Origin of the sequence: Paenibacillus sp. JQZ6Y-1 (assembly GCF_040719145.1) — a bacterium.
GTDB lineage: Bacteria > Bacillota > Bacilli > Paenibacillales > Paenibacillaceae > Saccharibacillus > Saccharibacillus kandeliae.
Genome location: NZ_JBFDUZ010000001.1, coordinates 2,299,879 through 2,314,292, shown reverse-complemented (window position 1 = coordinate 2,314,292; position 14,414 = coordinate 2,299,879). Strand labels below are relative to the sequence as shown.

Here is a 14,414-nt window from a genome sequence, read left to right as displayed (position 1 = left end):
GCTGCGAGTGACGAAGCTGCCCTTGTGTACAACGGTGCAGACTTCGTCACTCGCTGCCAGGTGAAGGGTTACGTTTATATATGGCACTTGTATGTTTGATAAGTGAGTGTGCCAAACTGGTCAGCAATCCGTTGTTATACCGCGACAAATAAGGAATGCAAGATCTAGCCGGAATGTTAAGGAGAGGTGAGACGATTGAATACACGACAGGCGCTTAGTAAGGATCAAATAGATCGCCAAAGCTTCAAAGCTCAATATACACCGTGGGATCAGCCGATTAGCGAGATTCAGACAGAGCAGGTAGAGCGGCGGCAGGCACAGGCAAATTGGCAACAGCAAGCTGGTACGATTATGGAAGCACCGCACCTATTATTAGATGGACAATGGCAAATGGCGGAGGAGGGCGATGAACAGCAACGCTTGCAACAAGTGTGGGACGATGCTTATGTGGTGAATGTGCCGGGCAGTATTCATCAGGCACTGGTGGATAACGGGGTGCTGGGCGATCCAAGCTTTGGCGAAAATGCCGATGCTGCCAAGGATTACAGTCATCGTACATGGTGGCATAAAGTCGATTTTGAACTGGATCAGCTTGAGCAATGGCAGCAAGCGCGACTGGTCTTTGAAGGCGTATCGCCTGCGTGTGATGTATGGCTGAATGGTCAGGCGCTTGGTTATCATAACGGTGCATTTGGCGGACCGGAGCATGAAGTAGGGCAGCTGCTACAAGCATCCAATACGTTGATCGTGCGTGTGCATCCAGCACCTCTCGGTAATGAGTGGAATATTTGGCATTCGACGGTTGTATTTAACTGCAACTATGGCTGGCACTATGTCAATCTGCCTGCCGTTGGCATCTGGCAATCGGTCAAGCTGGAAGCAGTGAATCGGATGGAGATTCGGCATCCGTTTGTCGCGGCACTTAGCTTGGAGCAGGCGTTGGCGGGACAGGTGGATGTATCGTTTACCTTAACTGGTCAGGTGCAGCCCGGAGATGTGGTGCATGGTGTGATAAGGCCAGAGCAGGGTGATGGACAGGCAGTATTATTTACATGGGAGCCGCAGGCAGGGGAATGGTCATCTGATGATGAGCCTGTGCATCTTCAGCTAAATATACCGCAACCGCAGCTATGGTGGCCGCTGGATATGGGAGAGCAGCCTTTGTATCGGATACGGCTTGCTTATCAATACGGGGAAAGGGAACAAGCTGCTACAGATGTAAATGGAGATGTAGTGGAAACGACATTCGGTATCCGTCATATTGGCATGCTGCCTTCACCGCAAGGAACACAGGAGGAGCTGTATGATTGGACCTTTGCCGTAAATGGAGTACCAGTATTCGCCAAAGGAACAGGATGGTGTACGCTGGATGCGCTGATGGATTTTGGACGGGAGCATTATGAGCATTTTCTTCAACTGGCAGCAGATCAGCATGTGAATATGATGAGAGCATGGGGCGGTGGGATGCCAGAAACGGATGATTTCTATGACCTATGCGACCGACTGGGCATTATGATTTTACAGGAGTGGCCGACGTGCTGGGGCAGTCATGCCAATCAGCCATACGATGCGCTAGAGGAAACGGTACAGCGTAATACACTACGATTGCGCAATCATCCATCGCTGGTGATGTGGGGCGGCGGCAATGAGACGAGCAGCGAATTGGATCATGAGTCGATGAATATGATGGGGCGGTACAGTGTTGAGCTGGATGGAACGCGTCCATTTCACCGTACCGATCCGCTTGGTGGCAGTACGCATGATCATATCGTCTGGAACGGCTGGACACCAGCATATAGCTTTGATTATTATGCGGGCTTAGACGATATGCTGCTGAGTGAATTTGGGCTTGCATCCGCGCCGGTACTGGAATCGGTACTGCGTTATATGCCAGAAGAGGAACGGCATCAATGGCCACCGGAACCGGGGCGCAGCTTTTATCATCATTTGCCTGCATTTAATACGCGGGATGAGATGCGGATTCTATCCGAGTTTGCTGGTTCGTTTGTGCCTTGTGAATCGCTGGAACAGTTCGTCACCGGAACACAATTGGCGCAGGTCGTCTCGCTTCGTCATAAAATGGAGCGCGCCCGCTGTCACTGGCCGCTGCAAACAGGCGTGGTGACGTACAAGCTGAATGATGTATATCCGGGGGTATCTTGGGCGACGATAGATTGGTATGGCGTACCGAAAATGTCGCACTATTTTACAGCGGATTCGTATGCACCATTAGCAGTAGTGGTTCTGTTCGAGAAGCTGAATAGCCCAGATGTGGATCAGGCATTGCCGGTATATTTACTAGATGAACGTCGACAGCTGGATCTGCATCAGGAAGACTGGACAGCAGGGGTACGTGTGTATGATGCACAATTGCAGTTGCTACAATCCGAAGCTTGGCAAGCAGGTTCAAGCCCGTCGGATACGCTTCATTCAACAGCACAGCATAGCAACGATTCATCACTTGACACTACGAATCAACCAGCAGTTCTAGCTGCGCAGCAAGTACGTAAGTTGGGTGAGATTTCATTGACCTCTGCACCGCTAGAAGATGCGCCGCTACTGATCGTATCCGAGCTTGTACAGGCGGGTGAGGTGTTGTATCGAACCTTCTACTGGCTGAATTTTGATGCAAGACCGGGTGTATTGTTGAACCTACCATCGACGACGCTGTCATTAGATTGGGAGGATGGGACTGCTATTACTGTGGATGCTGTGAGTCTCTCTTTCTCAGCGCTGGGTGGACACCAACCAGTAGATTCAACAAACCAAGCAGCAGACCCTATAAATCAAGCAAACAGATCAGATCAAGCAGTGGGGGCTTCGCGGTATAAGCATCAAGTCAAAGTGACCAATACTGGTGAATTCCCGGCTGTCGCTGTTGAGCTATATAACGATATTCGTAGTTCTTCACAGGGCAACGCTCAGTCGAATGAAGCAGCATCGTCTATTTTGCTGGCGGAAGATAACTTCTTCTGGTTGGATCGTGGCGAGAGTCGGATCATTCATGTTGCTTCGCCGCAATCCTTGTCTGTACGGGCATGGAATGTAAAATGACAGATTGGGCATAGGGCAGTCGGCTTCACCATTTTTCATTCCTATGGCGATTGGAAGATGTCCAAATCATATATCCAAAATCATATGCAATCTGGGGGGACAGCTATGAATTCAGGTTATGAATCTATGCAAGCACAGACGCAATTGGCGGCACAGCAGAGCACAGCCAATATCCAGCGTCCAGATCGTTTATCTGCAAGTCAGCTGTATGAGCATTTGTTGGACCCGCCTGCGATCTACCGCGCCATTCCGTTCTGGTCGTGGAATGATCGCATGGACCCTGAGGAGATTCGGCGGCAGGTACGTGAGATGAAGCAGGCAGGTTTGGGTGGCTATATTATGCACGCACGCGCTGGTCTGGAAACGCCATATATGGGTGACGAGTGGATGGAGTGCATTGCTGCTGGGATCGAGGAGGGGGAGCGTCTCGGTATGCAGGTATGGTGCTACGATGAAAATGGCTGGCCTAGCGGCTTTGCCGATGGTGTTGTGCCGCAGCTCGGTTTGGAGTACCAGCAGAAGCTACTACGTATGGAGTGGCTAGATGCGAACGATAGTGCAAGCGCCTTCAAGTCCAACGAGCGTACCATTGCTCTTTATTACAAGGAAAAGGATCGCTATGTACGGGTGCAGTCTGGACAGGAGCACCGCGCCGAACTACGCATCTATTACGAGGTGAATCCATATTATATTGACACGCTGGATGCGCATGTGGTGCGTGCATTTATCGAGTCAACATATGAGAAGTATGCGGAGCGATTTGCTGGTCATTTCGGGCAGGCGGTTGCAGGGATATTTACCGATGAGCCGCAGTATGGTCGCAATCAGATTCCGTGGTCGTTTACGCTGGAACAGCAATATGCCGCTGCTTATCGTGCGCAATCAGGACGAGGAAGTCAGAATGTGCAGCATGAATTAGATCATAGAGACGGCACCATTTATACAGAAGGCAATGCAGTGGCTCAGACGCAAAATAATGAGCAGGTAGCGGATATGGTGCCCAATTTGCTGGATGATCTGCCGTCGATTTTTTTAGAACTGGAAGGGTATGAGGAAGTGCGTTATCGGTTTTGGCAGCTGGCGACGCGTCTGTTTGCAGAATCGTTTATGAAGCAAATTGGTGACTGGTGCGGGGAGCATCAGATTCGGTTGACGGGGCATGTGGTATGCGAAGACCATCTGACCGCACAGACAAGCTCAGTCGGCGATGCGATGGCATCGTATGAGTATATGCAGACGCCCGGCATTGACTGGCTGGGACGATTCATCGACAATCCGCTGACACCGAAGCAAGCCAGCTCAGTAGCGCATCAGCTAGGGCAGAAGTTCGTGCTATCTGAGACATTTGGATGCAGCGGCTGGAATGTATCGTTTGCCGATCTAAAATGGATTGCCGAATGGCAGTATGTACATGGCATCAATCTGATGTGTCAGCATCTGGAAGGCTATAGCATGCGCGGGATTCGCAAGCGGGATTATCCGCCTTCTCTGTATTATCAGCAGCCGTGGTGGAGCGATTATAGCCGATTTAATGATTATTTTAGTCGCTTATCGTTGCTACTGTCCGAAAGTACACCGCAGCATGATATTTTACTGCTGCATCCGATTCGTTCGGCATGGCTCGTATACAATAATCGTACGTATGAGGAAGGCGAGCGGCTGAATCGCGATTTTGTGGCAGTGAGCGAGTGGCTATGTGGTCTGCATTATGGTCATGATTATGGCTCAGAAAGTATTATCGATGGTCATGGGCATGTGCAGCAGGGAGAATTCGTGATCGGACAGAGTAGTTACCGTACAGTCATTCTGCCGCCTATGCTGACCATCTCCTCATATACGCTGGACCTGCTATTGCAGCTGTTGGAGCAGGGTGGACAGGTATTGGCGCTCGGCACCTTGCCATCGTCAGTAGAAGGCAAGCATGATGATCGTCTGGCTATACTAGAAAGCCGTATCCCATGTCTTCCACTAGAACGCTCAGCATTGGCAGATTATCTGGAAGTGCATGTACCGGCAAGGCTCGAACTGACGCAACTCATTCAATATCCTGCTGCCGCAGGCGAGGAGCAGGAAAGCTATACGACCGCCGCAATCGGTGCAGACGGTGGACACTCCGCTGAGCTATCCAGCCAACCGGATACAATCCAGCAGCAGGAAGCGGCAGGCAATGAGTCGACCGAAACTCCTGCTCACACTGGACAAACGGTGCTGCTCAGTCGCATCGGTACGCTGGACGATGAAACACTGATCTATCTCGTCAATACCGACCGTGTGCATGGGTATCATGCCGAATTTGTGATTCCACATGCGCCGTTGTTGACGATGCCATCATCGGGATCGTTAATAGCATCGCAAGCAGCTGCATCCATACAAGGCTCGCAATCGGCACACACAGCCCAAGCGAACGATGCTCATTCATCAAGCCATCAGGAAGAAGCCACGCTTGCGCTTCGTATAGAGCGAATCGATCTCCAAACTGGTAAGCATATCAATCTAACGTCGATGGCTAAAAATCATGTTATCCATCAGCATGACCAAACGACGATAACGCTTGAATTTGCCCCAGCGGAATCGTATATGTTGCGTATCATCGTTGAAGAAACGCATGAACAAGAGGCGATAGACGAGAATATTGCCAATCCTCATCATGATTCCGCCACTCAAGCGGCAATGAATGCAGCAACAGACATCAGTACGGCATTGAACTCAGCAGGAAAAGTGTCTATCCCGCTTCAGGAGCAGTGGCAGCTTCAACAAACTGATCTCAACAGTCTAACACTGGATCTGTGTAGCTTACGTGTGGATGGTGGAGCATGGCAGGAAGCGAAGCCAGTCATTTTCATTCAAGAGGAACTGGTACAGCTTGGCAGAGCAGTGAATATTGAATTGGCATTTGTCTTTGAAGCGGAAGATGGAGCGTATCTGGATCGTGAATTGTATCTGATCATGGAGCAGCCGCAGCGCTACGAGATTACAGTCAATGGGCAGCGTCTGCCGTCGCAGGAATTGGGCTGGTGGCGGGATATTGCCTTCCGTAAACTGGATTTGTGCGGACAGGTACAGCCGGGACGAAATGAGATTATGATCAGCGGTACATTCCGTAATTCGGAGGAAACGTACGAAGCTGCTGCTCGTGCGCAGCAATTCGAGTCTGAGGGCAACAAGATGTTTTACGATACTGAGCTGGAAAGTATCTATCTTCTGGGCGACTTTGCTGTACAGGCAAAGGCTGGATATGAAGAGGGCGAGCGTGGAGCGATCTATACTGCCGGACAGTTTGTATTGCAGGAGCCGGTTCGTTCGGTGCAAACGGGTGATCTGACGACACAGGGCTTGAACTTTTATGCAGGGAATGTGACGCTGACGCAGCAGTTGGAAGTGCCACAGCTGGAACAGGGGCAAACCGCCACGTTTGTCTGGAATCGACCGGATGCGGTACTTTCGCGACTGTGGCTAAATGGACACGAGGTGCATACGTGGATGTGGGCGCCGTATGAAGCGGACATTACGGACTGGCTACAGCCGGGGAATAACGAGATTGCGCTAGAACTGATGTCCAGCTGTCGCAATTTGCTTGGTCCGCATCATCATGTACGTGGGGAATTGACGATGGTTGGTCCTGACAGCTTCCGCGATACACCGAGCTGGACAGATGGTAATTTTAACGGTGAGCATATTTACACTGATCGGTATTGCCTCGTTCGCTTTGGCTTAAAAGGTACACCGGAGATTGTTATAGACTGAGTAGAACGGACGAATACAGGGAATAGGTAAAATAAACATGCAGCACGAGCGGGAGACAAAGCCAGTGAGATCAAGGCTTTGTCTTTCGTGTCTTGATTTATGATTTCATGCCTTCATCTCTATATGTGAGCGCATCTACGTATGACCTAATCTACATCTATACATGCACTGAAAGGAGACTATCTAATATGGTCATCAATAATAGAACAGATGCTAGCCCAAGCTCCGCCAAGCTTCCATCACTTCGCGTTAGCTCGGATGGACATTTTCTGACTACCGCCGACGATCAACCTTTTTTCTGGTTGGCAGATACGGCGTGGGAATTGTTGCATCGGCTGAATAGGGAGGAAACGGAACTGTATTTGCGTACCCGCGCAGAGCAGGGATTCAACGTTATTCAGACGGTATTGCTAGCAGAGCGCGATGGACTGCATACACCGAATGCGTATGGCAGGTTACCCCTACATTTGGATGAGAACGGCGAGCCGAATGTGCGTCAACCAGATACGGATGGAGACTATAGCTATTGGCATCATGTGGACGCCGTTTTGGAGCTGGCATCATCCTACGGATTGTATGTCGCCTTGCTACCAACTTGGGGGGACAAATTCCATCAGGCAGGCGGAGCAGGACCAGAGATTTTCACCCCAGAACTCGCATATGTATACGGGCAATGGTTGCACCAGCGATATGGACAGCATTCGCATCTCATTTGGGTGCTGGGCGGTGATCGGGCGCTGCAAACACGACGACATTTTGACGTGATTCATCAGATGGCAGAAGGCTTGCGCAGCAATCCAGACACAACCGAGTTCGCTATACAGGAGAAGGCAGAGCCTAGTACGTCGCAACTGATCACCTTTCATCCGAAGGGCGGCGTGTCGTCTTCGTTGTATGTACACGATGAGAAATGGCTTGATTTTCATATGATTCAGTCCAGTCATGGCGCGGGCGTACGGGATAATTATCGTCTGGTACAGCATGATTATGATCTGCAACCAACGCGTCCAACACTTGATTCGGAGCCATGTTATGAGGATATTCCTATCGATTTTCGAGCGGAAAATGGTTATTTTGATGAGGCAGATGTGCGGCAGGCGGCGTATTATGCGGTATTTAGCGGAGCCTGTGGTCATACGTATGGTCATCATTCGGTATGGTCAATGTATACTGGACCGGATGATCTGGCGTGGAGCAGCGAGCATGAAGGATATTTTATTATGCCGTGGCAGCAGGCATTACAGCGTCCGGGCGCATGGCAGATGCGACATGCACGTCATCTGTTGGAGCAGGTGGAATGGAAGACTGCCCAGCCAGCGCAGCAGATTTTGCATAATCCACCCGCAGGTAGCAATTATCCGGTTGCTTTAAAAGGGAAAAACTACATATTCGTCTATTGTCCGCATGGACTGTATGTTAAAGTAAAAGCAGATCATCTACCTCCCCAGCAGGTGCAAGCGCGCTGGTATTGTCCGCGTAGTGGGACATTTCAGGAATTGCTAGAGCCTGCGCAGCAGCGGGAATCATATGTAGAATGGAAAGCGCCTTCAAGCGGACGAGGTAACGATTGGGTGCTGTGTCTGACTTGGATGACATAACGTAATGACCTGAATACAAGGGAGTGAGCGGAATGTATAAAGTTATGATTGTGGAGGATGAAATGCTGGTACGCATCGGTCTAAAAAATTCGGTCGATTGGAGCAAGTTTGGCATGCACGTCATCGCCGATCTGCCAGATGGACAGAGTGCGCTGGATATGTACCAGCAGGAGAAGCCCGATCTGATCATTACCGATATTCGCATGCCGCGCATGGATGGAATGGAGTTAATATCGAGTATCCGTCAGCAAGACAAGCAGACGCGTATTGTGGTGCTGTCTTGTCTCGAAGAATTCGAATTGGCACGCCGAGCGATGTCGCTTGGTGTATCCGGTTACATTTTAAAATTGACGATGACCGAGCAGGAGATTGAGAGCGTATTAGGCGGTGTCCGGCATGAGCTGGACGAGCAGCAACGTCAATCCACGGTCAGCGTGTCCCATCATAGCCGTGCTGTACCAAGCGCTAATCTGGAGCTGGTTAAGGAAAAGTTTCTAAAAGACTTTCTGTTATATGGCATCTACTCTGCTGAGGAATTTGAGCAATTTGTGCAGCAGAGCGGGATGCGTCTATCACCCGTGCGGCTGATCGCCTGCGTGATTGAATTGGATCATTATGCTCGGCTAACAGACAAGTTCAAGGACGAACACGGGCATCTGATTAAGATGACGCTGCTGAACATGCTGACTGAGCTGACGTCTTCCTTTCAACGAGGCGAAGGATTTTATTTGGATCATCGACATTACTTACTGCTGCTCAGCTTTGACGATGTACGCTCGGAGCAGGTCATTCGTCAGGAGCTAGATCAGATGCTACAGCGTGTGCAGGAAGCGATACGTACGTATTTTGGCAGCTCGGTATCGTTTGGCATTAGCGAGATGGAGAATACGTATCGCCATCTGTCGCGTTCGTATCATGAAGCACGACAGGCGTTGGGCAACAAGTTTCTGACTGGCAGCGGTAAGGTGCATACCCGTGGCGAGCAGCTGAATCTAACGCCGCTAGAACAGCGCTTGGAGCATATCCGTCATTATATGCCAGTGCGAGAATTGCTATCTCCGCTCAAGCAGCAGCGATATGATGATTATATGGATATGCTGTCTAGTCAGCTACGCGCGGATCATCGTGCTATGCAGCATCTGTTATTCCAGTTTATTCAGTGGGTTAGTACCAGTCTGTATGATCACCATCAGAATGAGAAGACACTGCTGTCGGATATTACAGGGCAGCTGGAGCAGTGCGATACGCTACCGGAGATGCTGGATCAGGTGCTAGATTATCTGTCTGAGCTGGTAGAATATTCGCGCAATCTGTTGCATATGAGCAATGAGATTGCACGGGCGCTACAATACATCAAGCAAAACTATGCACAAAATATCAGCTTGCAGCAGGTTGCTGATCATGTCTCGCTCAGCTTTGGCTATCTGAGCAATCTGTTTAAAAAGGAACTGCAAATTACCTTTGTCGATTATCTGAATCGCTATCGGATTGAGCGTGCCAAGGAGCTGTTAATCGGCACCAATCTAAAATCATACGACATCGCCGTGCAGGTCGGATTTTCGCCGGAATATACGTATTTTAGCAAAGTATTCAAAAAAGTGACTGGTCTCAATCCGAATGAATACCGGCGTCAATGGCTAAGTGGAGCGGGTGCCGCCGACGTTGGCGGAGTGAAGCGCTGATGCGCCTCTGGCGTCGTTCTGGCAGTACGGGTCGGATTCAGCATCTGGGTACGCAGCTGATCGTCTATTTTATGGCAATCAGCATCATTGTATTCTCGCTGGCTACGTATTTTCTGTATACGTTCATGCTGGGACTGATCAAGGAGCAGAATGAGAAGCTGCTGTATCAGCAATTTCAACAAACCGATCATAATATCCACAGTCTGCTGAGCGATGTGGATCGGCTGTCGAAGCTATTTTTGCTGGACAACAATGTGCAGAATTATTTGCAAAGTAACGATACGCGCACACAATTGGAAAATATCGAGCTGAAAAAGGACATCTACGGACGTATCGCCAACTTTATCAGCAACTACAACTACATCCATTCCATCTACATCATCACGGACAAAAATGGTGCACTCGGCGGCGATGCAACTCGTACGCTTGTGCACGAAGGACGCGGTTGGACGGACAGCTTTTTCCAATCCGAGGGATATGAGCGTGCTAAGCAGTCGTTTCCGAATCTGACGATTGCCGGAGCGACAAGCGAATCGTATTACAATCCATATATTACGGGAGACAATGAAAGTAAGCTGATCAGCCTCATTCGTGGGGTGCGTCCGCTATACGAGCCGAATACCAATGCAACCGTCATCTTCAATCTGGATGAGCAATATCTAGCATCGACCTATTCCGCTGCACTGAATATGGCAGAGGGCAATATGTATATCGTGAATAGCAGCGGTGTGATCGTATCAGGCAGCAGCCCAGCGGAGGTTGGTCAGAATAGCCCGTATGTGCCGCCAACTGATAGCGATACAACCTTTGGTAGCTATGATGCGGTAAAAAATGGCGACCCGATTCAGATCGTGTACTACAAATTGCAGGATTCCGACTGGTATATGATGCGTGAAGTGCCGCTCGGTCTGTTCTCGCAGCAGATTTTCTCTGTACAGCGTATTATGGTCATTGTGTTCTGTTTGAGTATTCTGGCTATTTTCGGAGTCTCGTATTTCTCATTAAAGAAGCTAATCCGACCGCTGCATCTACTGGCGCACAAAATGCGCGATGTCAGTCAGGGCGATCTGGGTGTGACCTTTACCAATATTCCCAATAATGAATTTGGCACCGTAATGCGGCGGTTTAATGAAATGTCGCTCAGCATCGTCGATCTGCTGCGGCGCAATAATGAGATGCAGGAGAAGCGGCGCGAGTTAGAGATCGAAGCGCTGCAATATCAGATCAATCCGCACTTTCTGTACAATACGCTCAATATGATTCGCTGGATGGCGACGATGGTGCGGGCGGACAATATTGTTACTAGCGTCGTGGCGCTCGGTAATATTTTGCGTCCGGTATTCGCCAGTAAGGATAGCATGTGTACACTGCGCGACGAACTGAATTATTTGGAAAACTATATCAAAATTATCAATCTGCGCTTCAATAGCACGATTGTATTTACCTTTGATATTCAGCCAGAGATGCTTAATTATCGAATTCCGCGCTTTATTTTGCAGCCTGTGGTGGAGAATTCGATTAAGTATGTACGCGAAGATCATGAAGGTATTGAGATCAGTATCGAGGCATACGAGGATGAGCAGGATCTGTGGCTGTCGGTCGTTGATTCTGGAACAGGCTTCGACCCAGAGCTGCGTGAGGAACTAAATGCGCGCTTGGCAGCGGGAGAAGGATACGATGTTGATGAAGAGAGTGAGGAAGCCAAGCCGAACGTCAGTGGCATCAAAACGCCGCCGAGCAGCCTGCATATTGGCAGTGAAGAAGCTACCAGTGAACGCGGTAGCGGGGTTGGACTGTACAATATCAACAAACGCATTCAGCTGTATTTTGGCAAGCCGTATGGTGTGAATATTCCCCAAGTGCCGCAGGGCGCAGAGGTGACCATTCGTTTGCCTAAGCTGACAGATGAGTTACCAGCACATCTGCAAATGGACGAGACGGCAAAGTAAGTAGCAGCGATACTCATAACAGTCGCAGCACGCTTCACTGTTTCTTCCGATGAGTCTGCGTGTTAAAATTCATTACAGATGTATATTGCATATATTCTCTTGGTCACCATGCACAAGGAATCCATTTGCAAAATCGCAATCATACGGAGGTCAGCTTATGTTACTGTGGAACGGCAAGCTGGTACAGGAAGAAGATGTGCGTGTATCGTATAAGGATCGCGGATACTATTTTGGAGATGGCATTTATGAAGTGTTCCGGTTATATCAGGGTGTGATTTTTGAAAAGGAAGCGCATTTGGATCGGTTATACCGCAGTCTAGATGAGATCAAAATCACGCTGCATTGGAGCCGCGAAGAATTGTCTCAACAAATTGACGGGTTGGCGGCGACATTTGGAGATCAAGACGGCATTTTGTATTTGCAATTTACCCGTGGGGAAGCGAAACGGGCGCATGTGTTTCCCGAGCATTGCGAAGCTGTCATGCTCGGTTATTGCGAGCCATTGCCCCGACCAACTGCTACGATAGAGAAGGGCATTGCTGCGATCACATTGGAGGATATTCGCTGGCTGCGGTGTAATATCAAGTCCCTGAATCTGCTGGCCAATACATTGGCGAAGCAAGAGGCGGCGGAAGCAGGCGCACACGAAGCGATTCTGATTCGCAGCAATGATGTGGTGACCGAATGTACCTCATCCAATCTGCTGATTGTTAAGGATGGCACGATCTATACGCATCCGAATGGCAATCTCATTTTGGACGGGATTACGAAGCAGGTAGTGCATCGAATTGCCAATCAACTCGGTATCCCGTATGTGGAGCAAGCATTCCATCGTGAGCAACTGCTGGATGCAGACGAAGCCTTCCTGACCAGCACGACTCAGGAAGCGACTCCGATCATTACCATCGACGGCAAGCCTGTCGGAAATGGGACACCGGGACCGATCGTGAAGCAACTGCAAGCCGCGTACGTGGAAGCGGTGGAGCAATTACTGGCAGATGCGGGAAGATCGGTAAGCAGTTTGTCATAATTGCGATGCAGTAATGAATAATCATATCAATAAAAATCCCTGTATCGTTTCCCTCAGCTACAGGGATTTTTGTTATGTCTACAATGATCCTTCCGTTACATAGAGAACTACATCCATGCTCCGAGCTATGCTGACTGTGAATATACCAATCTCTTATTCCTTTTTTATCCGTGGACAATTCTAGATCTGTTCAACTTTATCTGTATATCCTTCAACTTTCTACTCATCTCCCGTCGCTTCACAGCAACATCTGTAGATAATTCAGCTTTTTTTACATATTGTTCATTCAGCGACCATTCCCGAAAGCATACACTAGGTTCAGGACAAAGTTGCAGGTACACCAAAGGAGGTTCCGCTGTGGACATTACGTATAAAAAAGGAGAAGCTATTCAGACGCGCAAGCGGCGCCGCATTCATGCAGACGGAATCAAGCTGCTACTAATGACGTTACCGTTTATCATTTTTGTAATCGCTTTCAGTTATGTGCCGCTATTCGGTTGGGTGTATGCGTTTTTCGATTATCGTCCGGGAATTCCGCTCAGTCAGACGACGTTTGTTGGCATGGAGCATTTCCGTGAAATGATGCACGACCGCGATATGTTGCGTGTATTGATCAATACGCTGGCGCTTAGCCTGCTGTCGATCATCGCTGCACCGCTGCCGCTCATTCTGGCGATTATGGTATCGGAAGTCCGCAACGGATTTTTCAAAAGACTAATTCAGACGACCACCACATTGCCGAACTATATTAGCTGGATTATCGTATTCTCACTCGCGTTTAGCATGTTCAGCTCGGAGGGCGCGATCAATACGATTATTGCAAGACTCGGACTCAGCGATACGCCGCTCAACGTACTCGGTAACCCGGATCATGTATGGATGGTGCAAACCTTGCTCCTGATCTGGAAAACCATCGGCTGGAACGCCATCATCTATCTAGCTGCTATTGTCGGCATTGATGGTGAGCAATACGATGCCGCCAAGATCGACGGAGCTGGACGATTCCGCAGTATCGTGCATATTACAATTCCGAATATCATGCCAACCTTTATCGTTTTGCTGTTGCTGGCAGTGAGCAATCTGCTGTCCGCAGGCTTTGAACAATATCTCGTTTTCAACAATATTATGGTTGCCGACAAAATCGAGGTGCTGGATTTGTATGTATACCGTCTCGGTCTTGTCACCAACGACTATCCATATTCCACCGCAGTCGGCATGTTCAAATCGGTGATTAGTATCATCCTGCTGTTTATGATCAATAGCCTATCCAAAAAAGTACGTGGTGAGAGCATTATCTAAATGTTCGTACCAGATACATTTCCACTCGTTAGCCATGGTAAATACGATCCCTACACAA

7 protein-coding genes are annotated in these 14,414 nt (G+C 49.2%); all 7 read left to right on the top strand.

Translation table 11 applies throughout. The features are described from left to right. The first annotated feature begins 195 nt into the window (after nt 1-195). The 7 genes from ABXR35_RS09845 to ABXR35_RS09815 all read left to right on the top strand — a co-directional run bounded on the left by ABXR35_RS09845 (nt 196) and on the right by ABXR35_RS09815 (nt 14,356). Complete coding sequence (locus tag ABXR35_RS09845) at nt 196-3,054, top strand: glycoside hydrolase family 2 protein (protein WP_367058897.1); 2,859 nt, start codon at nt 196-198, stop codon at nt 3,052-3,054. A gap of 105 nt (nt 3,055-3,159) precedes the next feature. Next, nucleotides 3,160-6,798, top strand: coding sequence for a glycosyl hydrolase (locus ABXR35_RS09840; RefSeq protein ID WP_367058894.1), 3,639 nt, complete (start codon nt 3,160-3,162; stop codon nt 6,796-6,798). A 188-nt stretch (nt 6,799-6,986) separates the two neighbouring features. Next, entirely contained in the window at nt 6,987-8,396 is a 1,410-nt protein-coding gene (locus ABXR35_RS09835) for a glycoside hydrolase family 140 protein (RefSeq protein ID WP_367058891.1), read from the top strand. 32 nt (nt 8,397-8,428) lie between these two features. Further along, nucleotides 8,429-10,078, top strand: coding sequence for a response regulator (locus ABXR35_RS09830; protein WP_367058888.1), 1,650 nt, complete (start codon nt 8,429-8,431; stop codon nt 10,076-10,078). Next, the gene (locus tag ABXR35_RS09825; protein ID WP_367058885.1) at nt 10,078-12,027 is read left to right on the top strand and encodes a cache domain-containing sensor histidine kinase; all 1,950 of its coding nucleotides are present in this window, start codon (nt 10,078-10,080) and stop codon (nt 12,025-12,027) included. The genes ABXR35_RS09830 and ABXR35_RS09825 overlap by 1 nt, the downstream gene beginning before the upstream one ends. Before the next feature lie 157 nt (nt 12,028-12,184). Further along, nucleotides 12,185-13,057: a D-amino-acid transaminase gene (gene dat / locus ABXR35_RS09820; protein WP_367058882.1), complete on the top strand. Its 873-nt coding sequence runs from the start codon at nt 12,185-12,187 to the stop codon at nt 13,055-13,057. A gap of 357 nt (nt 13,058-13,414) precedes the next feature. Then, on the top strand, nt 13,415-14,356 hold the full coding sequence (locus ABXR35_RS09815) for an ABC transporter permease (protein WP_367058879.1): 942 nt from the start codon (nt 13,415-13,417) through the stop codon (nt 14,354-14,356). Nucleotides 14,357-14,414: the final 58 nt, after the last annotated feature.